Genomic DNA, 22,764 nt, shown 5'->3' on the forward strand with positions numbered 1-22,764 from the left:
CCCGATAGACGATGTCGATTACGGCAGAACGTAAAGCCGAACTGATCAAAGAGCATGCCCGGGGCGCAAACGACACCGGGTCTGCTGAAGTGCAAGTGGCGGTGTTGACCGAGCGTATCGCCAACCTCACCGAGCACTTCAAGACGCATAAAAAAGACAACCACTCCCGCCGCGGCCTGCTGAAGCTGGTGTCCCAGCGTCGGCGCCTTCTCGATTATCTCAAGAAAATCGACGAAGCTCGCTACAAGGCGATTGTGGCTGCTCTGGGTCTGCGCCGCTAGGCGCTCCCGATGAAACGCCGGCCGCCACGGGGCGCGCCGGCGTTTTCATATCCGGCGACCGCAATCCGGCGGCGCCGCACATGACCGTACGAACGAGAGATAAATGTTCGATATCCAAACCGAAACGATTGAATGGGCCGGCCGTACGCTGACCCTCGAAACCGGCCGCATGGCGCGCCAGGCAAACGGCGCAGTGCTCGTCACCTATGGCGAGACCACTGTTCTTGCGACAGCGGTCGCACAGAAAGAGGTCAAGCCGGGGATGGATTTCTTCCCGCTGACCGTCAATTACCAAGAGAAATACTTCGCCGCCGGCAAGATTCCGGGCGGCTATTTCAAGCGTGAAGGTCGTCCGACCGATAAAGAGACGCTGACCTCGCGTCTGATCGACCGTCCGATCCGCCCGCTCTTCCCCAAGGGTTTCAAGAACGACACCCAGGTGATGCTCACCGTGCTCAGCCATGATCTGGAAAATGATCCTGATGTGGTCGGCATGGTCGGCGCCTCTGCCGCGCTGTGCCTGTCCGGTCTGCCCTTCCTGGGTCCGATCGGCGCGGCGCGCGTGGGCTACAAGGATGGCGACTATGTCATCAACCCGACCGTCGACGAGCTGGACGATAGCGAGCTGGATCTCGTGGTCGCCGGGACGTCGGATGCTGTGATGATGGTGGAATCCGAAGCGAAAGAGCTGTCGGAAGAAGTCATGCTCGGCGCCGTGATGGCGGGCCATGAGGCGTTCCAGCCGGTGATCGACATGATCATCCGTCTGGCCGAGAAAGCCGCGAAAGACCCGTGGGATTTCGAGCCGGTCGACAATTCCGCGCTCGAAGCCAAGGTGCGCGGTCTGGTCGGCGACGAGATCGCCAAGGCCTACACCATCACCAACAAGACCGAGCGCCAGGCCGCTGTCTCCGCCGCCAAGGAGAAAGCTGTCGCAGAGCTCGCCGCCACCGAAGACAATCCTGACGGCGCCGAAATGGCGGTCCTCAAGGATGTCCTCAAAAGCGTGGAAGCCAGCGTCGTGCGCGGCGGCATCATCAAGACCGGCAAGCGCATTGACGGCCGTTCGCTCGATCAGGTTCGCCCGATCGTGTCGGAAGCTACTGTTCTACCCCGCACCCACGGTTCAGCCCTGTTCACCCGCGGTGAAACCCAGGCGCTGTGCGTGGTGACGCTGGGCACCGGTGAAGATGAGCAATTCATCGACGCCCTGACCGGCACCTACAAAGAACGCTTCTTGCTGCACTACAACTTCCCGCCCTATTCGGTCGGTGAAACCAGTTTCCGTCTGGCCCCGGGCCGTCGTGAAATCGGTCACGGCAAGCTCGCCTGGCGCGCGCTGTCGGCGGTGATGCCGAACGCGGAAGCCTTCCCCTACACCGTGCGTCTGGTGTCTGAGATCACCGAATCCAACGGTTCGTCCTCCATGGCGACCGTCTGCGGCGGCTCTCTGGCGCTGATGGATGCAGGCGTTCCGATCACCCGTCCGGTGTCCGGCATCGCCATGGGCCTGATCAAGGATCCTGAAGGCGTGGCCGTGTTGTCCGACATCCTCGGTGATGAAGATCACCTCGGGGATATGGACTTCAAGGTTGCCGGCACGTCCGAGGGCGTCACCAGCCTTCAGATGGACATCAAGATCGCCGGCATCAACAAAGACATCATGCAGACCGCGCTGGACCAGGCCAAAGGCGGTCGCATCCACATTCTCGATGAGATGAACAAGGCGCTGTCGGGCACCCGTGAGGCTCTCAACGAGCACGCGCCGAAGATCGAGACCATCCAGATCCCGGTCGACAAGATCCGCGACGTGATCGGTTCGGGCGGCAAGGTCATCCGCCAGATCGTCGAGGAAACCGGCGCGAAAGTGGACGTCAATGATGACGGCCTGATCAAGGTCTCCGCCGTGTCCGCCGATTCCATCAAGGCGGCTCTGGACTGGATCAACGGTCTGACCGCCGAGCCGGAAGTGGGCAAGATCTACAAAGGCAAAGTGGTCAAGGTCGTCGATTTCGGCGCCTTCGTGAACTTCTTCGGCCCGCGGGACGGCCTCGTGCACGTCTCCCAGCTGAAGAACGAGCGCGTGGGTCACCCCAAAGACGTCGTGGCCGAAGGCCAGGAAGTCTGGGTGAAGCTGCTGGGCTTTGACGATCGCGGCAAGGTGCGCCTGTCGATGAAGATCATCGACCAGGAGACCGGCGAAGAAATGGCGGAAGAAGGCGGCGAGGACTAATCCTCACCCCTTTCGATCGCAAGGTCATGAAGAACCCCGCTGGCGCAAGCCGGCGGGGTTTTTTGTCATCTCTACGGGTTAGCGCCACCCCCAGCGACGGGGGAGGCAGTGCGTGTCGTCCGGCGCCTGCACGCGCATCAGCAGTTCCCGTGCAATGGAGTCATAGACCGGGCAGCCCCGGACATCTGACTCAAACATGTCGAGTTCGGGGCTGAAGCGATGGATGGTGCGCAAGCTCGCGGCCAAGTCCTGGCGGTCCAGCTGACGGATGGAGGCGTCCAGGCCCTCCGGTTCGCGCCCGGTGGCGCGATAATAGCGATAGAGCAGTTCTCGCCTGTGGCTCTCTACGTACCGGCCTTCGTGAAGGGCGAGCGTGCATACGATAGCGTCAGGGTCGCCTTCATGGACGGCATCCGCCATTTGATGAACATCGCCGCCATACGTCTCAAGGCACGCACGCCAATGAGGCAAAATAATCTGTTCGGGCGTAGTGCTGGCTTGCGGTTGTGAGCACGCGCCGGTGATCAACATCAGGCTGATAATACTGATCGCGCGCAACATCTCCGCCCCCCAGAGGACCACCCCTAAACTCCAATTCCCATATTGGAGGGTAAGGATGGCCACATGCAACTTGAGACTATTGGAGCGGTTCGATTGCGAAGCGCTTGCGGAGAAACGTGCCCGGGCGAATAGCGTTATCGCGGATGATCAGCGCCTGCGAGACAGTCTGGTGGCCCAAATCCGGCACATTGAGATTCAGATCGCCCATAAAAGGGCGGATATAGAGCAGCTCCGTCACCGCCGGTCTGAACCGAGCCCGCCCGGATTTGTCACTATTGGACGGACTGGTAGGCTCGGACGCTATCGACTCGGTAATCTGGCCGTCGACACTGCACCAGCTGCCGCGCAATTTGTTCAGGCTCGGCGCGTTACGCGTCGCCTTGAAGGTGATATCAAGGCGCTTGAGAGAGAACTGCCCGCTTTAAGACAAGCGTTGTGGGATCGCACCGAGCGATTGAATGAAGCCATTGCGTCACGGGCCTGCATCAATACAGCGAGGCGCGCCAAGGGCTGCATCGGCGCCTGAACGCCAGACGTAATCTTATAACCTTACCAATCCGTCATCCCCCGGCCAGCATTCCTCCGCTATGCTTCGCCCAGACTGCGAAAACGCAAATCCGGGGAGGGCTTTATGTCCATACTTATTCGTGCGGCGCTGGGCGGCGCACTGAGCATAGGCGTCACCATGGGCGCAGCGTCGGCCCAGGACGGCTATCGTCTGCCGCCGCAAGAGATCGTCGATATCGTGGATGCGCCCAACGCGCCCTACACCACGCTGTCGCCAAACAAGCGCCATTTGCTGCTGCTGCATCGTGAAGGCTTGCCGCCTATTTCCGAAATGGCGCGCCCGATGGAGCGTCTGGCGGGGTTGCGGCTGGATGCCGAGACCAATGGTCGTCATGGCCCGCGCTCGGTGATCGGCCTGTCGGTGATTGATCTGGAGACCGGCGAGGAAACCACGATCCCTACGCCCGATGATGTGGGCCTGTCAGGCTTCACTTGGTCGCCGGATGGTTCCAGAGCCGCTTTCCTGGTGACCGATGAGGACTCGATCGGCGTCTGGGTCGCTGATATGGAGCGCGCTCAGGCGCGCGAGATCATCGACGAAGGCGTCAACGCGGTGTTCTCCGCGCTCGACTGGATGAGCGACAGCGAAACTTTGCTCGTCACCCTGACCAGCGATGAGCGCGGCCCACGCCCGGAACGCGCCCGCGTTCCCGCAGGTCCGGTGATCCAGGAAGCCGCCGGCTATGAAGCGCCGGTGCGCACCTATCAGGATTTGCTCTCTGACGCGGACGATGCGGCGCTGTTCGCCTGGTTAGCTGAGAGCCAGATCGTCTCCGTGGACGTCACCGCGCGCCGTTTGCGCGTGCGTGAGATTGGCGAGCCGGGGCTTTATTACGCGGTCGATCCGGCGCCGGGCGGTGAGTATCTGCTGGTAGAATCGCTCGAACAGCCTTTCTCCTATGACGTGCCCTGGTCGCGCTTTGCGGAAACCAGCGAAGTCTGGACCCTGGACGGGGATCTGGTCGCTGAGATCGCCAGCCATGACATCGCTGACGGCGTGCCGATCGGCGGCGTGATCGAAGGGCGCCGCTCCATCACCTGGCAGGATTCTGCGGCCGCGCGCCTGGTCTGGGCGGAAGCGCTGGATGGCGGCGATCCGCGGGTGGAAACTGACGAACGCGACAGCGCCTGGGCGCTTGAGGCGCCGTTTGACGGCGAGCCCATGGAGATCGCGCGCTTTGAAGATCGCTATTACGGGACCCAGTTCACCTCAGAAGGTCAGATCGGCATCGCCACCGAATATGATCGCGACACCCGTGTGGTGCGGTCCTGGCTGGTGGATTTCGCGGCCTCCGGTGCTGAACCGCGCTTGCTCAATGAGCGCTCGATCCAGGACAATTACGCCGATCCCGGCTCGCCCCTGAGCGTGCGAAACGCCTATGGCCGTGACGTTGCGGCCGTGGTGGATGGCGCGATGTATTTCACCGGCAACGGCGCCAGCGCCGACGGGGATCGCCCCTTCCTCAGCCGCGTAGATTTTGACACGCTGGACACCGAGATCCTGTGGCGCAATTCGGGTGAGAGCTATGAGCGCGTGATTGACGTGCTGACCGACGACGCTTCGGTGTTCCTGACCTCTTATGAGGACCCGACCACCCCGCCAAACGTGCAGCGTCATGAGGGCGAGACCGTCACCCGCATCACCAATTTTGAAAACCCGCACCCTCAGCTCAATGACATCCGCAAGGAGCTGATCACCTATGAGCGTGAGGACGGCGTGCCGCTGTCAGCCACACTCTATCTGCCGGCTGATTATGAAGAGGGCGACACCCTGCCCTTGCTGATCTGGGCGTATCCGCTGGAATACAATTCCGCTTCTGACGCCGGTCAGGTGCGCGGCTCGCAATACCGCTTCTCGCGCGTCGCCGGCACCAGCCCGCGCTTCATGGTGACCCAGGGCTATGCGCTTTTGGAAAACGCCACCATGCCGATCGTGGGTGATGATCCGCTGACGGTGAATGACACCTTCGTCGACCAGCTGGTGCTTTCGGCTGAAGCCGCCATCGCAGACAGCGTGGCGCGCGGTTATGGCGATGGTGAGCGCGTGGCGGTCGCTGGTCACTCGTACGGGGCCTTCATGACGGCGCACCTGCTGGCGGGCTCGGACCTGTTCCGCGCCGGCATCGCCCGGTCGGGCGCCTATAACCGGACGCTGACGCCGTTCGGCTTCCAGTCCGAACGCCGCACCTATTGGGAGGCGCCTGAATCCTATTTCAGGCTTTCGCCCTTCATGCACGCCAATGATATCGACGAACCCATGCTGATGATCCACGGCCAGATGGATAATAATTCGGGCACCTATCCGATTCAGTCCGAACGCATGTTCGCGGCCGTCAAAGGCAATGCCGGCACGGCGCGCCTCGTGATGCTGCCTTATGAAAGCCATGGCTATCGGGCGCGCGAGAGCGTCCTGCATGTGCTGGCGGAATCCATTGACTGGCTGGATGCGTATGTGAAGCCGGACGAGCCGGTGGTGCCGCATACGCCGGATCAGGGCGAACGCGAAGTGGAGTAAAGCCTCTACTCGCACCCATTAAAAACCCCGCCGGAGCGATCCGGCGGGGTTTTCTGTGTCTGGTGGGTGGGAGCCTAGAAGCTCGCCTGAACGCCCAGCGCCAGCACATTGGTGCTCGCATCGCTTTCAGACCAGCTTTCGCCGGTGGGCAGATTGCCGCCCGACAGGAAGTTCAGCGGCACCCAGCCTTCGGTGCGGATCAGCTCGCCGAAGAGATTGACCGACGGGCTGATAAAGTATGACCCGCCCAGAACCCATTGGTCCTGTTTCTCCCAAGGGGCGCCGTCATCGCCAGAGACGAAGCGGCTGAATTCGAACGACAGGGCGAAGTCTTCACTCGATTGCAGATCAAACCAGTAGCGTCCGCCCAGGGTGAAGGCGTTCGGCGCCACCGCTTCAAAAGCGGAATAGATCGGGACCGGCGAGGCCGTGCCCGCCCAGTCATCAGTGGTGGACGCGTATTCGCCCAGCAGTTCCAGACGGCCCAGATCAGCGCGGGCATAGACCGCCCAGCCCGGATTGCTGTCATCGCACGGATTGAAGTGGAAGACCGGATAGGCCTGGCAATAGGCGGTGGCTTCAGTATAGCTCGCGCCCGCCATAACCGTGCGGCCTTCAGACAATGCGGCGGTGTAGTTCACATCGACGGCGAAATTGTTCACCCGGCTGGGAACATTGGTGTCTTCGACCGGGGCGTTATGGGCGCGGAATTGCGAGCCGCCCTGAATGGCCATGGCGCGCACATGCAGGCCGTTATTGGAATAGCCGACCATGCCGCCCGTCGCGAGACCGGCGAACGCATGCCAGCTGGTGGAGTTGGTGAACGGGCTGACGGTGTCGTTCAAGCCAAAGGGCGTATCCATCTTGCCAATGGCGGCGTACCAGGGGCGCTCTGACAGATTGCCGAACAGCACGAAGGCGCGGCGCAGCTGGATCTGGTTGCGATTGAGATCGGTCAGCGTGCCGGACCCGAAGCTCTGCTCGGGGTCATAGAGCATCTCTGAATAGAGCGTGATGTTGTCCGTCATCCGGCCGGTGACCGCCAGCTGGGCGGAGTGGACGATGAATTCCGATACCGTTTCGCCGATCTGGTTGGCGGAGGTCGGGTGACGCATCAGCCAGCCGAATTTGGTGTTGGAATTACTTTCCTGGTAATCGCCCAGCGCCGTCACATTGCCGCTCAGGGTCACCCGTCGATCGAGATCACCGTTTTCAATCGCGCTCAGAATGGTCAGGGCGCGCGTGTTTACGCCCTCGGCGTGATCCAGGATCTGATAGCCGTATTCGGGGCTGACGCCGACCAGGTTCTGGTGGAAGTCATCACCATGACGGGCGGCATGTGCGCTCTGCTGGGCGTGATGATCATGGGACGCCGTGTGCATCGGAGCATCCGCCGGGGCGGGGGCGGGATGATGCGGCATGACGGGCGCCGCGGGCGCGTTCGCTTGCGGGAGCAGGCCCTGGGCGGCCAGCACTTCGAGCAATTGCCGGTTTGTCGCTTCCAGCTGCGCGAGGCGGGCTTCCAGTTCTTCAATACGGGCGTCGTCATCCGCCAGAGCCGGTGCGGCCATAGCCAGCGACAGCAGGCTGACGCCTGCGATCAGTACGAATTTCATGTGTCAGTCCCCAAAAGGTATAAAAAAAGCGCTGTCCCGTGCGCCTGAAGGGCACCGGCCTATGCTCTAATGGTTAACGAGATATTTACTGAATAAATTCAGCGATTAAACATGTGTGCGATAGCCGCGGCTCACCGGCAGGATTCGGCCGTCTGACAGGCGCGCTTCAGCGTCGCCGTCGCCGGTGGGGACCAGTTCGCGGATCGCCTGACGGACCGTCATGTGAGAGCGGTGAAGCCGGACGGGCTCCGCCCCCGCCGTTTCCAGCAGGCTGATCAATCGGGTCAGGGTCATGCGCGCCAGATGCGCGCCGGTGGGCGTGATCACTTCCACATAATTGCCTGCCGCGCTGGCGCTGATGATGTCGCGGGCCGGCAATCGAATCTCCCTCCCGCCGCTGCGCAGGGTGATCACATGGTCGGCGTGGGCGTCCTCTCGGGCGGCCCGCAGGCGCTGGCGGGCGTCTTCCAGCTCGCGCATGATCGCGAGCACAGCGAGCATCAGCGCATAGGTCAGCACATCTTTTCGAAACTCGTAGAAAAACTCACCGAACGGACCGCCATAGGTTTCATAGGCGAACCCGAACATCAGGGGCCAGAGCCCGGCGCGCAGGCTGTCCATGGTCACAACATGGACGAGTGAGAAGGCTGTGACCCCCAGCGCATGCACGGGCAGAGCCGTCCGCCAGCGTTCCAGGCTCAGGGGAAAGCGACGCTCCAGCAAGGCGACGGGAACAAACAGGGCCAGAATGACCAGATTGCTGGTGCCTTCCAGCGTCAGGGCGCGCAGCCAGACGCCGGTGTCGCCCGCCCGCCGCCATTCTTCGGCCAGGGACAGGCCGTTCACCAGCCAGAAGCCCAGCGAGGCGATCAGATAAAACAGAAAGGCGCCGCGAAGGACACGGCGTTCAAGATCGGGCGTGTGCATGGCCTGATCTTGCCCTGATGCGTCCGGCCTCGCCAGCGTGGGGCGCCGTGTTTCATCCCGTTTGAGCCGCGGTTCGTCCCAGGGGCGCCGGTCTTGGTCCCACGGGTCCGTTGTTTGTCCTTTCAGGCCTGCCTTCATCGGCAGCGGACGGCAGTCTCGCCGCTGGTTCGATTGGGAGACTGAGATGACTGAAACCGGCCCACGCATCAGCGCGCCTCCGACCCGCCGTTATGATCTTGATTGGCTGCGCATCATCGCGTTCGGCCTGTTGGTGCTCTACCATGTGGGCATGTTCTACGTGCCCTGGGGCTGGCATGTGAAAAGCGTCCATGCCGGGCCGGGCGCCGAGCCGCTGATGAGCCTTTTGAACCCCTGGCGGCTTTCGCTGCTCTTCTTCATTTCAGGCGTGGCGTTCCGCTATCTGCATGACAAGAAGGGCGGTTTGGCGTTCGCGGGTGAGCGCACGCTACGTCTGCTTCCGGTCATCCTGTTCGGTATGATCGTGGTGGTGATGCCCCAGACCTATTTCCAGCTGCGTGAGATGGGCGAGATCGAGCCGGGCATTCTGGCGTTCTGGCCGCGCTATATCCTCGATTGGGAGATCGCGGGCATCGCCGTGCCGACCTGGAACCATCTGTGGTATGTGGTCTATCTCTTTGTCTATGCGCTATTGCTTGCGCCGGTCATGGGGCTTTTGAACGCCTTCGGACGCGGCCCGGGCTCCCTTCTGGGTCAGATGCTGGACAGCCGCTTCGGGCCGCTGTGGCTGATCGCCCTGGGTTTTGCGCCGATGATGGTCTACCGGGTCTTTCTGGTCCCGCATTTTGAAACCACCCACAATCTGACCTGGGATTGGGCGAACCACGCCATCAGCTTCACCTATCTGCTCTATGGCGTCTTCGCGGCCAAATCCGAGCGGTTCTGGTCCGCCATTGACCGGGCCTTGCCGCTGGCGCTGGGGATTACGGTGGGTCTGGGCGTGGTCCTCACCCCGAGTTGGGCCTTGTGGTGGGACCAGATCACTGAACACGAGGTCATGCTCTGGATCGCGCGCGCCGGTCGTGTGCTCTACGCCTGGTCGATGATCCTCACGCTCTTAGGTCTGGCCCGGCGCTTCCTGACCGGAAACGGACCGATGCGGCGCTATCTGACGGAGGCGATTTTCCCGGTCTATATCCTGCACCAGACGATCACCGTCTCAGCGGGCTATATGCTGACGCGGATGGGCTTTGACGTCTGGACCGAGTTCGCGCTGGTCACTTTGATCACCTTTGGCGGGGCGTTCGCCGGGTTTGAGATCATCCGCCGGATCAAGCCGCTCAGGCCTGTGTTCGGGCTGAAGCGCTCCTGACTTAAATGCCCCGCCCTGACCAGGGCGGGGCATTGCAGGTGCTGAATATCACAACACTGATCTAGGCTGGACCCTCTGTGAGCGTATCAGGGCTCACCACGGGTCTTCATTCACGGAAAAGGGCGTTTCCGAAACGCTCAACTGCGCATTCGTGGCCCGATCAAAGCGCATATAGGTGCCGACGAAGACCTGGTAGACGCCCGGCTCGGCAGGTGCGAACACCAGCTGGGCGCGCTCGTCCACCTCACCCATATCATCCGAGCAGATCGCTTCGCCTGAGGGCGTGATCACATCCATGACCACATCGGCTTCGCCTTCAGCCATAAACACCAACGGCCCGTTTTCGCCTGACCAGCTGATTTCGGCGGTCGGAACCTCACCGGTCCAGCCCGGGCAGCGGCCCGTGGCGTCTTCGCCATAGACGTCCATGGATCCAAGTTGAAAGCCGTAGCCGGTCTGAATGTCGATGACGACCGGGTCGGGCATGAAGCCCGGCGACAGCGTCAGAGTTTGCACTGGCGCATCCAGCGCCCGGGCGTTTGGCGCACCGAATGGACGAGAAAAGGGGGCGGCGTCAGACAGGATCAAAAGCGTGTCCGACTGACGATCATCAAAATCGCCAACCCAGACTTTCCAGGCCCCTGGGACCGGATTTGAATATGACAGCGCGGCGTTCGTGCCGCGTCGCGCGCCATCATCATCACATCGCCATTGACCGTCAGGGTCGAGCACGGCCAGCGTCGTGTCGGCGCGCCCGGCGGTGAAGAGCGTGAGCGCGGCCTGTCCCGGAGCCACTTGCACCTCGACAGTGGGAGCGGACGTCACCACGCCATAACAGCCATTGGGAAAGCCGGATCGTCTCGCTGCGAGATCACCCCCTGATCGAACGGAGATGACATAAGGGTCCGGGCCCTCATCAGAAAAGGCGTGCGCGCCGTAAAGCGCCGGCGCTTCAGGGTCTGCGGCGCCGGCCTGCCCGCCAAATCCAAACACTTGTGCGTGCGCAGTGACGCCGCACCCCATTATCAGCGCGACACACATCGCCCCCATGCCCAGTTTCATAGAGATATCCCCCAGTAAAATTACAGCGAAACGATATGGAGCGGACATGTGCGGCACAAGACAAAGATTTGTGTGTCGCTAAAGAGTCTCTCGACTCCCTCAGGTCCAGGTTATACCAGAGAGGGAGCTACTGGGGGGATGACTATGGGTTCTTTATCAAGGGCGGCCCTTGTTCTGGGCGTGACGCTTGCGGGCAGCGTGGCGGCGGTTTTCGGGGCGGACGCCCTGCGCGATGCGGGTTATTTGCCAGCGCCGGGCGAAGCCGGTGCGCCTGCCTCAGCCGCGCCAGACACTGCGCCAACTGCGCGTGTTGCGACGCCGTTTGATCGTTTCATTCAGGCTTCGGATCTAGAAAACCGGGCGGCGGCTGCGAATGCGGCGTGCGGGTTTGGCGAGTCCCTGTCTGCGGGCGAGAGCGGGTTCTGGTACGTTGGCGATGCGCCCGGCACTCTGGGCATCTACCGCGCCGAAGCGGGGGAGGGAGGCGTTCTGCGCAGCTTCACCGCCTCTGGCGATAATCTGCTCGCATACAGTGACTTATACGGCGAACTGTTTGTTCAGACCGGTGAGGGCGCGTTCAACAGCCGGACGTTTGTGCTCGATGACGCGGGCGAGGTGACCTTCACCGAACCCTTGCTCGAACGCGCCCGGATCGCGCTGACCTGTGACGACGCCTCTGCGGCGGCCGATGCGTTGAACGCTGAATTCCAGGCCTCTGGCGCGAGGGTGGACCCGGTCCGGTCGGGTCTGAACGCCTTTGTGGCCGGGGACGGGTATGAGCACTGGGTCTATCCGCGCGTAGACGGCCTGGTCGAGGCGTGCGCGCCCGCTGGCGGCGTTGCGGCGCTTGAAGAGGGCCAACTGACCCTGATCGCTGCGGAATTTGACGCCGACGCTCAGTTTAGCGACATGATCTATCACGAGATGTCAGGCGAAAGCCTGTCAGGCTCGCCGGAACCGATGGTGTATCTGACGCTTGGGCGTGTCGACAGCGCATCGGGATATGGCGATATCGAGGTGTACAGTGCGCCGCTGATCTGGCGTGCGCTGCTGGCGGATGAGGAGTCGTTCGCGCTGGTCTATCATTTTGAGGCGATGGAGCTTGTGGGCTTCACCATCAGCGGCGACGGATCACGCTCTCACAGCCAGAGCATGGGCGGTGTGATGGATGAAAGCTTTCCGTGCGCAGACCCTGACCGTGCGGTGGCTATCCTCGAGCAATTGGCGGACGACAGCCGCGCGGCTGGCCAGTAAGCGCAGGGCCCCGTCTTGGGGGCGCGCTAGGTCTTGGCGTCCCGCATCAGCTTGATCGCGATGCGGGGGGCGTCCCACAGCGAGGGCAGCAGCATCAAGGACACCGGTGCGCCGGTGATGACGATGAATTGCTGCAGCTTGCCCACGGCGCCTCCGCCATTGCCGGCGCTGACCAGCACGATGGCCATCGCCGCCATCACCAGACCCCAGAAGGCGCGCATGCCGCCCGACGGCTCGCCGTCTTTGCTCAGCGCGCTGGAGATGGCGAAGGTCATGGAATCGCCCGTGGTGGCGACAAACACCGTGGTCAGGATCAAAAACAGGATCGAGACCGGCAAGGCTAATGGCAGGCTCTGGGTGATCGCGAGCAGGGCGGCGGGCAGGTCAAAGCCTTCGAACGCGCCTGACACCGAGCCCGGCTCCGCCAGCTCGAACGCCAGCCCGCTGCCGCCCAGAATGGTGAACCAGAAATGGGTGGCCAGAGGGGCTGCGACCGACAGGGTCAGGATGATCGAGCGGATCGAGCGTCCGCGAGAGATGCGTGCGATGAAGATCGCCATCATGGGCCCATAGCCGATGAACCAGGCCCAGAAAAACAGGGTCCAGCCGTTCAACCAGCCGCTTTCGCCAAACAGGCCCGCGCCGTCACGCTGCAGGGCGATGGGGAAGAAATTGACGAGGTAATGGGTCATCCCTGACAGGAAATGCTGGATGATGAAACCGGTCGGGCCCACCGCCAGAATGAAGACCAGCAAGGCGGCCGTCAGGATGATGTTGAAGCGGCTGAGGATCTGGATGCCGCGCGACAGGCCGGTCAGGGCGGAGGTGATGTAAATCGACGCCAGTGCGATGATCACGCCGATCTGGGTGGGCAGACCTTCGGGAAAGCCGAACAGGTTGGACAGGCCGGCGCTGACCTGAAGCCCCAGAAAGCCGATCGGCCCGACCGTGCCCGCGATGACGCCGATCAGCGCGAAAATGTCTGCTGCGCCGCCCAAGGGACCATCAGTGAGTTTACGGCCTAGAACCGGATAGAGCAGCGTCCGCGGCGCCAGCGGCAAGCCCTTGGCCTGCTCGTAGTACATCAACAAGATTGCGCTCAGCGCGCCGAGGCTCGCCCAGGCCGGGAAACCCCAGTGCAGAAAGCTTTGCGCCAGCGCGATGTCCACAGCGGCTTCAGCGCTGGCGGACACGTCGGCGTTCGGCGGCGGGGTCAGGAAATGCGCCAGCGGTTCCGCCGCCGCCCAGAACACGCCGCCCGCACCCAAAAGCGTGCAGGCGATCATCGCCGACCATTGAAAATAGGGAAATTCAGGCGTGTCGCGACCGCCCAGCCGGATCTTGCCCGCGGGCGACAGGGCGATCACAAGCGCAATCAGGAAGATCGCGGGCAGCAGGATTTGCCAGTACAGGCCGAAACCGCGGGCGACCAGGCTTGATCCGGCATCCACCCAGTTTGACAGTACGCCAAGGTCAATCACCGCCAGCGCGCAAAACCCGAGGCAAAACCCGGCGGTTGCGAAGAAGACGCCGAGGCGCGTCCCGCGCCAGGCGCGAGCCAATAGATCGGTCATAAGGGAGGCTCCTCGGGTTGCGTCGGCTTTGTAGGTCTTCGCGATTGCCCAAGGCCCGTCAGGCCCTCGACTGATCCTGGCTCGCGCCTTTAAAGCGCGTTTAAGTTAGTCTTCGATGTCCGGCACGGCGACGGCGTGGAAGCCCGCGTCCACGTGCAGGATTTCACCGGTGCACGACTTGCCCAGATCACTGAGCAGGTAGAGCGCGGAACCGGCGACGCCTTCCATGGTGGTGTCTTCTTTCAGCATGGACCAGTCCTTGCCGGTCTTCATCAAGGTGCGGCCGCCGGAAATGCCCGCCATGGCGAGGGTCCGCATCGGGCCGGCCGAAATGGCGTTCACCCGAATGCCCAGCGGGCCGAGATCGCGGGCGATATAGCGGGTGGAGGCTTCCAAAGCGGCCTTGGCGACGCCCATGACATTATAGTTCGGCACGACGCGCTCTGACCCCAGATAGGTCAGCGACACCATGGCGCCGCCGCCCTCTTCCTTGGACGGCATCAGGGCGCTGGCGCGCTTTGCGGCGTCCACGAAGGAAAACGCTGAAATATCCATGGCGCGCTGGAAGCCCAGGCGCGTGGTGTTGTGGGTGAAGCTGCCCTGAAGCTCGTCCTTGCCGGCGAACGCGATGGCGTGGACGAGGAAGTCTAGCTTGCCCCATTTGTCTTCAAGCGTCTTGAAGCAGGCGTCCATGGAGGCGTCATCGGTGACGTCGGCGGTGACCATGAACGGTTCGTCCCCGAGGCTCTCCACCAGCGGACGCACGCGCTTTTCCAGCGCTTCATCCTGATAGGAGAACGCCAGTTCGGCGCCCTGGGCGTGCAATTGCTGGGCGATGCCCCAGGCGATGGAGTTCTTGTTGGCCACGCCCATGATCAGGCCGCGCTTGCCCTTCATCAACGTGCCGGTCGGAAACTCGGTCTCGGCCATGGCCGTCCCCTTCTTCATTCATTGGCGCCCGTGAATCAGGCGCAAACTGGATGGACGGCGCAGCGCGTATCGGTGCGGTGCGCCCGGTGTCAGGGCTCGCTGATAGCGCACACCGGGCACGGGTGTCGAGATTGACTGCGACGTGATGGCCGTCACAGCGTTTTGGCATTGGTTAAACATTCCCCGTCATGCATTGTATGCAACGGCTGGGCGACCGGGCATGATCAAGGCGCGGTTGTATGTCAGGACTGTTGAGGACACGCATGAAAGCCACTCCGACGCCACGCTCGGTGGCGATCCAGAAGCGCTGGAGCACTCTGGACTGGGCGAGCGTTTTCGCCGCCATCATCTACCCCGCACTGGGCGTCTTGGGGCTCATCACCGCCTTCACGCTCGGACTGGCTCTGAACGGGCTGACCCTTCACTGGTGGTATCCGGTGCTGGCGCTGTTCGTCGGCGCCGTGACCTTGGTGATCTGTAATTTCGGCATCGGCGTTCTGCACCGGGTCTGGCAGCACAAGGCGGGCGAGCTGAAAGCCCCCGCCCAGATCCTGACGGCGCTCAACTGCGTCATCGCCATGCAGGGCCGGCTGAAGGACTGGGTGAATTATCACAGCCAGCATCACCGCCTGTCGGACAAGGCCGGTGATCCGCACAACCCCCATGAAAGCAAGATGTGGGCGTGGATGGGCTGGTTGATCTTCCGCGATCCCAATGATCTTCAGCGTCCCACGGCGATGTGGCTCAAGGATCTCAAGACCGTGCAGATCCTTGACCGGCATTATTCGCTGATCACCCTGTTGGTGCATCTGGTGCTGCCGGCGGTCATTTACCTCACGGTCTGGGCGCTGGGCGGCTCGCTTCTGCTGACCTTCATCCTGCACGCTGCGGCGGTGACGGCGCGGGCGATCCAGTTTCACGCCACCATCCTCGGGGTGAATGTGTTCGGTCATCTCAAAACCCCGCGCTGGGCGGATTACCTGCTGGCGATCCTGACCGGCGGCGAAGCGTTTCACGACCATCACCATGACGAACCGGTCAGCGCGCTGCACCTGCCGCGTCGCGGTCTGATGAACCGCCTGCTCGATTATAACGGCACCATCTTGCTGGTGTTCGAGAAGCTGCGCTGGGCGCAAAACCTCAAGATTGCGCCGCAATTCAGCGTTCCGGCGCGCATCGCAGCCTCCTGAGGCGGTCGTTAACGTCAGCTTCACAGGCGTCGCGGTCTTCTGACGCCTGTGGGTTCGGGGCGACCCGGCCCGCAGCGTCAGGAGGGGACAATGTCGCGCGAAACATCAATACTGTTTGTGTGCACGGGCAATATCTGTCGCTCACCCACAGCGGAAGCGGTCGCCAAGGCGCTGGCGCAAAAGGCCGAGAAGAATCTGGTGCTCGATTCCGCGGGCACCGGCGACTGGCATGTGGGCGAGCGCCCTGATCCGCGCGCCATTCAGGCCGCACAGGCGCGGGGCTATGATTTGTCGAGCATCACTGCGCGCGCCGTGACCGATGATGATTTCATCCGCTTTGACCATCTGGTGGCCATGGATGAGGGTCATCGGCGCTGGCTGGCCGAGGCGCGCAGCAGCCGGCAATTGCCCGAAACCAAGATTTCCCTACTGATGGACTGGTCGGTGGGCCTGGCGCGCACCTCCATCCCCGATCCCTATTACGGGGACGAAACCGATTTCGAGCGCGTGCTCGACCTCATCGAAAAAGGCTGTCAGGGGCTGGTGTCTCGGGTTTGAGACTCAGTCATGGGTCCCCGGGTCGAGCCCGAGGACCGGGATCATAGCGCTAAATCTTTTCGGCCTTCGGACTTGATCCGGAGGCCCATGCGACCCCTCACAACCCCATCTGTTTGACGGCCAGATCGCGCATGATCTCTTCTGAGCCGCCGCCAATGGCCATCACCTTCACCTCGCGATAGATGCGCTCGATCGCGCAGCCGCGCAGATAGCCAGCGCCGCCCAGGATCTGCATGGCTTCATTGGCGCAGAACTCGGCCGTTTTGGACGCAAAAACCTTGATTTTCGCCAGCTCTGCAGCCGGCATGGCCGCGCCGTTATCGGTCGCTTCATTCACGCGCCAGGCGACCATTTGCAGATAGGCGTCCAGCGCGTCGATCTTGCCGGACATGTCCGCGATCTTGTGGCGGATGGCCTGATGCTTGATCAGCGGCTTGCCGAAGGTTTCGCGCTGTTGGGCATAAGTGATCGCGTCATCCAGGCACCGCTTCGCCATCCCCAGGCACCCCGCCGACAGGGTCAGGCGCTCATAGTTGAAATTGTCCATGATCGCCAGAAGACACAGGCCTTCCTGACCCAGCTGGTAGCGGGCGGGGATGCGGCAGTCGTCAAAATGCAAGGTCGCGGTGTCTGAACACCACCAGCCCATCTTGTTCTTGATTTCGGTGCGGGTGAAGCCCGGCGCGTCTGACGGGACGAGAAACAGCGAAATACCGCCAAACCCCTCGCCGCCCGTGCGCGCGCCGACCACGAACCAGCTCGCTTTCATGCCGCCGGTGATGAAGGTCTTCTCGCCGCTGATCAGCCAGTCGTCGCCGTCTTTGCGGGCCTTGGTCTGGATGCGCGAGAGGTCCGAGCCGCCCGACGGTTCGGTCATGCCCAGAGCGCCGCCGGTTTTGCCGGATACGATTCCGGGCAGCACGTCCGCCTTGATCTCATCTGTGGCGAGGGTGTGGATCGGGCCGGTCATGATGCCGCGCGAGCCCAGCGAGGCGTTCACCCCGCCCACGCCCGCATAGCCCATGGCGATGCCCGCATCGACGCGCATCAGCGCGTCTTCAAACCCGTTCCCGCCATAGGCGGCGTCAATGCCGAAGCCGAACAGACCCAACGCGCCCGCTTTCTCATGCAACTCCCAGGGAAAATCACCCGCCTCGTCCCACTCATTGGCGAAGGGCTCGATCTCGCGATTGATGAACCCCTCCACGCTCTCGCGGAACGCCTTGCGCTCGGGCGTGTCGAAAGGCCGGGCGAGGGCGGAAGTGGGTGCGTTGGACATGAGGGTCTCCCGAACGTCTATTTTCCCAAATGGTAATATAGCTGACGTATACGTCAATTGTATTTGAAATAGATGCGACTTCATCCCTCTCCCCTCCTGGAGGGGGGAGGTTAGTTGAGGGGTGAGCGGCGCTTCATCCCTCTCATGTCTCACAGATTGAGACGCACCCCCTCACCCGGCCTCTCCCCCTTTAGATAAGGGGGAGAGGGGAAGACCCGGTCCTGGCGTGTCCTCTGAACAATCGCCCTTCCTCTGAGGTGAGTTCCGCGTTACCTCCCGCGCCCATGAGCCTGATCACCCTCGCGGCCTTCGCCGGCGCCATCTTCATCCTGTTTCTCACCCCCGGACCGGGCAATATCGCCATGGTGGGCCGGACGCTGGACGCCGGGCCGAGCCATGGGGTGACCTATGGGCTGGGAATTTTGACCGGTGATATTGTCTGGCTGACGCTGGCGGTGTTCGGTCTGGCCGCCGCCGCTGAAGTCGCAGGCGAGTACGCGCAGTTTTTCTGGATCGCCAAGATCATCGGCGCCGGCATCTTGCTCTGGTTCGCCTGGGGCGCGTTCCGCGGCTGGCGAAATCCGGCGCCGGCGGACGCGCCCCTGGCGCGGGTCAGCAAGCGCGGCCTGGCGATGACCTATGCGGCGGGCGTGGCCATGCCTTTAACCAACCCCAAGCCGATCATCTTCTATCTCACCTTTCTGCCAGCGTTTTTCGACCTGAGTGTTGTGGGCCCGCTGAGCTATCTGGCGATGATCGGGGTGATGGGCGCGATGTTCGTGCTGTTCGCGCTCGTCTATGTGGGCCTGGCGCACAAAGCGCGCGGCTGGCTGCGCGAGAAAGGCGTCAAGCGCTGGGCGGACCTCGTCACGGCGGTGATCATGACGGCCGTGGCGGTCTTGCTGCTCGCGCGGTAGAGCCGCGTTCAGAAAAGTCCACACCTGCAGTGCGTTCAGACATGGTGACAACGCCGCGAACGCGGTAAAAGTATGTCATGTCAGAGACACCGAATCAGGAATACGGCGCGGAGTCGATCAAGGTCCTCAAGGGCCTCGACGCCGTGCGCAAACGCCCCGGCATGTATATCGGCGACACCGATGACGGCTCGGGCCTGCATCACATGGTCTATGAGGTGGTCGATAACGCCATCGACGAGGCGCTTGCCGGGCATTGCTCGCAAGTGACTGTATGCCTGCACGCCGACGGCTCCGCCTCCGTCACCGATGACGGCCGCGGCATTCCCACCCAGATCCACGCCGAAGAAGGCGTGTCGGCGGCTCAGGTCATCATGACCCAGCTGCATGCGGGCGGGAAATTCGACCAGAACTCCTACAAGGTGTCCGGCGGTCTGCACGGCGTGGGCGTGTCGGTGGTGAATGCGCTGTCGGACTGGCTCGACCTGACGATCTGGCGCAATGGCCGCGAGCACACCATGCGCTTTCGGCGCGGCGATCCTGAAAACGGTCAGGACCTGCGCGAAGTGGGCGATGCCGGCGGGAAAAAAGGCACTCAGGTGCGTTTCATGCCGTCTGAAGAGACCTTTTCCAACATTGATTTTGAACGCAACCGGCTGCTGCACCGCTTGCGTGAGCTGGCCTTCCTCAATTCGGGCGTGAAAATCGTGCTGCGCGACGAACGCGACGCCGAACCGTTTGAAGAAGTGCTGGAATATGAGGGCGGCGTGGCCGCTTTCGTCAAACACCTAGACCGCACCAAGACCGCGATCTTCCCCGATCCGGTGCTGATCACCGGCGAGCGTGAAGGCGTCACTGTCGAGGCTGCGCTTGAGTGGAATGACAGCTATCACGAGAACGTTCTGTGCTTCACCAACAACATCCCCCAGCGCGATGGCGGCACGCATTTGGCGGGCTTCCGCGGCGCGCTGACGCGTGTGGTGAACCAGTATGCGGGCAATTCGGGCATTGCGACCAAAGCCAAGGTGTCCATCACCGGCGATGATGCGCGCGAGGGCCTGACCTGCGTTCTGTCGGTGAAAGTGCCTGATCCGAAATTCTCGTCTCAAACCAAGGACAAGCTGGTCAGCTCCGAAGTGCGTCCTGCGGTCGAAAGCGCGGTCTATGACACGCTGACCGAATGGTTTGAGGAACACCCCGCCGAAGCGCGCCAGATCGTGACGAAAATCGTCGAGGCCGCCTCCGCCCGTGAAGCCGCCCGCAAGGCGCGCGAGCTGACCCGGCGCAAATCCGCGCTCGACATCACGTCCTTGCCCGGCAAGCTGGCGGACTGCTCGCAAAAGGACCCGGCGAAATCCGAGCTGTTCATCGTGGAGGGGGATTCCGCCGGCGGTTCCGCCAAGCAGGGCCGTCATCGCGAGAACCAGGCCGTGCTGCCGCTACGGGGGAAAATCCTCAATGTGGAACGCGCCCGCTTTGACAAAATGCTGTCCTCTGATCAGGTCGGCACGCTGATCACGGCGCTGGGGACCGGCATCGGCCGCGACCAGATCGATTATGACAAGCTGCGCTACCACAAGGTCATCATCATGACCGATGCTGACGTGGACGGCGCGCACATCCGCACGCTTTTGCTGACCTTCTTCTACCGTCAGATGCCCGAGCTGATCGAACGCGGTCATCTCTTCATCGCTCAGCCGCCGCTCTATAAAGTGATGCGCGGCAAGTCCGAGCGCTACCTCACCGACCAGGCCGAAATGGACGCCTTCCTGATCGAGGAAGGCAGCTCGGAAGCGGTGCTGGAGCTGGCGACCGGCGAAAAAGTCTATGGTCAGGATCTGGCCGAACGGGTGAAGGCCGCGCGCGGCATCGCCCTGTCGCTGGACCGCCTCGCGGCGCGGGCTCCGAAATTCGCGCTGGAAGCCGCCGCCCTCACCGGCGCGCTGCATCCCGACGCCAGCCAGGACCAGGTGGACGCCGCCGCTGAGCGCCTCGCCGCGCAATCGGATGAAGGCGAAGACGGCTGGGTCGGCCAGCTGCTGCCTGAAGGCGGCATTGTGTTCAAACGCACCGTGCGCGACGTGGTGGAATCCATCACGCTGGATGACAAGATCCTCGCCAGCCCCGACGCCAAGCGCCTGTCTGATCGCGCCGACGCGATCGCGGCCGATTATCAGGGCCTCGCCATCTTCCGCCGCAAGGGCGAGGAGACCGAGATCTTCTCCCCGAACGCTCTGGTCAGCGCGGTGCAAGCGGCCGGCGCCAAGGGCCTGAAAATCCAGCGCTATAAAGGGCTGGGCGAGATGAACCCCGACCAGTTGTGGGAAACCACGCTCGACCCTGAAGCGCGGTCCTTGCTGCGCGTCTCGGTCACCGAAGCGGATGTGGCTGATGAGCTGTTCTCAAAGCTCATGGGCGACGTGGTCGAACCCCGCCGCGACTTCATCCAGGAATTCGCCCTGGAAGCGGAGGTGGATGCTTAGGCGTCTGCGCTTCGCGATCTGAACAGAACCCCGGCCCGGCGCACCGCTTGGCCGGGGTTTTGTTTGGGGCCTATTCCGCCAACCTCTCTCACACTGTCATTCGCCGGTTTATCCGGCGAACCCATGCCAGAACCTGTGATCGAAACAACCGGCATGGATCCCCCGTATGAAGCGGGGGATGACAGGTTTGAGGGAATGCGTTGGTCACACGGAATCCGTCATCCCGGCCTTGAGCCGGGATCTACCGGCTTCATTTCTGTGATCAGAACAGAGCGGTTTCGGTAGATCCCGGATCGCCTTTGGCGTCCGGGATGACACTTGAGGGGCTTTGTGTCATCCCTCTTTCCCGGCGAAGGCCGGGACCCAGAGATCATCAAGCGCTTGCGCATCAGGCTCTGGGCCCGGCCCCTGCCTGCGCAGGGGAAGAGAAAAGTGTTTATCCCCACCCTCTCCACTTACCCCCATACTGCCCTCACTCCTCCAGGGCAGGCGGCCGGCGCGTTGGGTTCGGGAGGAGTGGTGGTGTCCCGAGCGGGCGCGGTTTAACGCACCGCGTCGCAGCGAAAAGGCGGGACTTCGTACATTCCGGCGATCCTGTTGGAGCCGTGCCCTTGGGGCAGGAATCCCTTGGGCGAGTCGTAAAGAAGGCTCAGCTTGGGCAGGCTGCGTAGAAATGGCGTCAGCAAGCCGGTCGAGGCCGTAGAAAACACCATCGCGCGCGGGAGCCTTTTCGGGCTCCATAACACATAATAATAGACCCAATATTCGCCCGGACTGCTCCCGCGCGCCCTGCTCATACCCTCGCCGGAACCCGGCGGGGACGGATGTGTTTGGTCTATTCTTTTCGCTGTCATCCCGGCCTTGAGCCGGGATCTACTGCAGGCGTGTCTGTTATCCGAACAGAATGATTCCGGTAGATCCCGGATCGCCTCCGGCGTCCGGGATGACAAGAATGGATTCGTGAGTGTCTTCAAGCCAAACCTATGAGAGCGTCATCCCGGCCCTGAGCCGGGATCTACTGCAGGCATCTCTGTGATCCGAACAGAGCGATTCCGGTAGATCCCGGATCGCTTCGCGTCCGGGATGACAAGACAGGGAGGTGAGGGGAGACTGGGGGGATGAAGCAGTTCGCCGTCTATATCCTGACGAACAGGCCTAGGGGCGTTCTCTATACCGGCGTCACGAGTGATCTTGTCGGGCGTATCTGGCAACACCGTGAAGGCGTCGTTGAGGGTTTCTCGACCCGGTATGACATCAAGCAGCTCGTCTGGTTTGAAACGCATTCAGACGCTGAAGCCGCGATCATGCAGGAACAGCGGATCAAGCGTTGGCGGCGTGACTGGAAACTCGATCTGATCGAGACGGCCAATTCGGGCTGGAAAGACCTGTGGCCTGAGATCTCTCGCTAGCGTCATCCCGGCCTTGAGCCGGGATCTACCTGTTTCTTCTCTGTGATCAGGAGAGAGCAG

18 protein-coding genes are annotated in these 22,764 nt (G+C 62.3%); 10 read left to right on the forward strand and 8 right to left on the reverse strand.

The genetic code is table 11. The annotated features are described in order from the left end of the window. The first annotated feature begins 11 nt into the window (after positions 1-11). Positions 12-281 (forward strand): 30S ribosomal protein S15, encoded by a 270-nt coding sequence (gene rpsO / locus ACQ66J_RS07280; protein WP_375547775.1) that lies wholly within the window; start codon positions 12-14, stop codon positions 279-281. A 103-nt stretch (positions 282-384) separates the two neighbouring features. Beyond that, complete coding sequence (gene pnp, locus ACQ66J_RS07285; RefSeq protein WP_430431080.1) at positions 385-2,514, forward strand: polyribonucleotide nucleotidyltransferase; 2,130 nt, start codon at positions 385-387, stop codon at positions 2,512-2,514. A gap of 78 nt (positions 2,515-2,592) precedes the next feature. On the opposite strand, the gene ACQ66J_RS07290 is transcribed toward pnp, so the two are convergent. Together ACQ66J_RS07290 and ACQ66J_RS07295 are read right to left on the reverse strand one after the other, a co-directional pair. Beyond that, entirely contained in the window at positions 2,593-3,075 is a 483-nt protein-coding gene (locus ACQ66J_RS07290; RefSeq protein WP_430431081.1) for a hypothetical protein, read from the reverse strand. Between the two features lie 76 nt (positions 3,076-3,151). Beyond that, on the reverse strand, positions 3,152-3,313 hold the full coding sequence (locus ACQ66J_RS07295; protein ID WP_430431082.1) for a hypothetical protein: 162 nt from the start codon (positions 3,311-3,313) through the stop codon (positions 3,152-3,154). 393 nt (positions 3,314-3,706) lie between these two features. Between ACQ66J_RS07295 and ACQ66J_RS07300 the strand changes: the two genes are divergently transcribed. Beyond that, a complete protein-coding gene (locus ACQ66J_RS07300) occupies positions 3,707-6,157 on the forward strand; it encodes a S9 family peptidase (protein ID WP_430431083.1) in 2,451 nt (816 codons plus the stop codon). A 74-nt stretch (positions 6,158-6,231) separates the two neighbouring features. On the opposite strand, the gene ACQ66J_RS07305 is transcribed toward ACQ66J_RS07300, so the two are convergent. Further along, positions 6,232-7,773 carry a porin gene (locus ACQ66J_RS07305; RefSeq protein ID WP_430431084.1) on the reverse strand — a complete coding sequence of 514 codons (1,542 nt, stop codon included), beginning with the start codon at positions 7,771-7,773 and terminating at the stop codon, positions 6,232-6,234. Between the two features lie 105 nt (positions 7,774-7,878). Then, entirely contained in the window at positions 7,879-8,700 is an 822-nt protein-coding gene (locus ACQ66J_RS07310; RefSeq protein ID WP_430431085.1) for a LytTR family DNA-binding domain-containing protein, read from the reverse strand. A gap of 184 nt (positions 8,701-8,884) precedes the next feature. Between ACQ66J_RS07310 and ACQ66J_RS07315 the strand changes: the two genes are divergently transcribed. Then, positions 8,885-10,051, forward strand: a complete 1,167-nt coding sequence (locus ACQ66J_RS07315; protein ID WP_430431086.1) for an acyltransferase family protein — start codon at positions 8,885-8,887, stop codon at positions 10,049-10,051. Positions 10,052-10,144: 93 nt separating this feature from the next. On the opposite strand, the gene ACQ66J_RS07320 is transcribed toward ACQ66J_RS07315, so the two are convergent. Next, the gene (locus ACQ66J_RS07320) at positions 10,145-11,113 is read right to left on the reverse strand and encodes a hypothetical protein (RefSeq protein ID WP_430431087.1); all 969 of its coding nucleotides are present in this window, start codon (positions 11,111-11,113) and stop codon (positions 10,145-10,147) included. A gap of 144 nt (positions 11,114-11,257) precedes the next feature. Between ACQ66J_RS07320 and ACQ66J_RS07325 the strand changes: the two genes are divergently transcribed. Continuing rightward, positions 11,258-12,367 (forward strand): hypothetical protein, encoded by a 1,110-nt coding sequence (locus ACQ66J_RS07325; protein ID WP_430431088.1) that lies wholly within the window; start codon positions 11,258-11,260, stop codon positions 12,365-12,367. A gap of 26 nt (positions 12,368-12,393) precedes the next feature. On the opposite strand, the gene ACQ66J_RS07330 is transcribed toward ACQ66J_RS07325, so the two are convergent. Continuing rightward, positions 12,394-13,941 (reverse strand): BCCT family transporter, encoded by a 1,548-nt coding sequence (locus ACQ66J_RS07330; RefSeq protein ID WP_430431089.1) that lies wholly within the window; start codon positions 13,939-13,941, stop codon positions 12,394-12,396. A gap of 105 nt (positions 13,942-14,046) precedes the next feature. Further along, positions 14,047-14,871: an enoyl-ACP reductase FabI gene (locus ACQ66J_RS07335; RefSeq protein ID WP_430431090.1), complete on the reverse strand. Its 825-nt coding sequence runs from the start codon at positions 14,869-14,871 to the stop codon at positions 14,047-14,049. A 263-nt stretch (positions 14,872-15,134) separates the two neighbouring features. Between ACQ66J_RS07335 and ACQ66J_RS07340 the strand changes: the two genes are divergently transcribed. Both ACQ66J_RS07340 and ACQ66J_RS07345 read left to right on the forward strand, forming a co-directional pair. Beyond that, positions 15,135-16,061 carry an acyl-CoA desaturase gene (locus ACQ66J_RS07340; RefSeq protein WP_375547762.1) on the forward strand — a complete coding sequence of 309 codons (927 nt, stop codon included), beginning with the start codon at positions 15,135-15,137 and terminating at the stop codon, positions 16,059-16,061. Positions 16,062-16,151: 90 nt separating this feature from the next. Then, positions 16,152-16,619, forward strand: a complete 468-nt coding sequence (locus ACQ66J_RS07345) for a low molecular weight protein-tyrosine-phosphatase (protein WP_375547761.1) — start codon at positions 16,152-16,154, stop codon at positions 16,617-16,619. Between the two features lie 97 nt (positions 16,620-16,716). Here the strand turns inward: ACQ66J_RS07345 and ACQ66J_RS07350 are convergent, their stop codons facing one another. Further along, positions 16,717-17,898, reverse strand: a complete 1,182-nt coding sequence (locus tag ACQ66J_RS07350) for an acyl-CoA dehydrogenase family protein (protein ID WP_430431091.1) — start codon at positions 17,896-17,898, stop codon at positions 16,717-16,719. Positions 17,899-18,182: 284 nt separating this feature from the next. Here ACQ66J_RS07350 and ACQ66J_RS07355 point away from each other — a divergent pair, with 284 nt between their 5' ends. The 3 genes from ACQ66J_RS07355 (at position 18,183) to ACQ66J_RS07365 (ending at position 22,704) form a co-directional block, all read left to right on the forward strand. Beyond that, positions 18,183-18,815 carry a LysE family translocator gene (locus ACQ66J_RS07355; RefSeq protein WP_430431092.1) on the forward strand — a complete coding sequence of 211 codons (633 nt, stop codon included), beginning with the start codon at positions 18,183-18,185 and terminating at the stop codon, positions 18,813-18,815. Between the two features lie 77 nt (positions 18,816-18,892). Beyond that, on the forward strand, positions 18,893-21,295 hold the full coding sequence (gene gyrB / locus ACQ66J_RS07360) for a DNA topoisomerase (ATP-hydrolyzing) subunit B (RefSeq protein ID WP_430431093.1): 2,403 nt from the start codon (positions 18,893-18,895) through the stop codon (positions 21,293-21,295). Positions 21,296-22,413: 1,118 nt separating this feature from the next. Beyond that, complete coding sequence (locus tag ACQ66J_RS07365) at positions 22,414-22,704, forward strand: GIY-YIG nuclease family protein (protein WP_430431094.1); 291 nt, start codon at positions 22,414-22,416, stop codon at positions 22,702-22,704. The last annotated feature ends 60 nt before the right edge of the window (positions 22,705-22,764 follow it).

Source organism: Oceanicaulis sp., from assembly GCF_965284345.1.
Lineage (GTDB): Bacteria > Pseudomonadota > Alphaproteobacteria > Caulobacterales > Maricaulaceae > Oceanicaulis > Oceanicaulis alexandrii_A.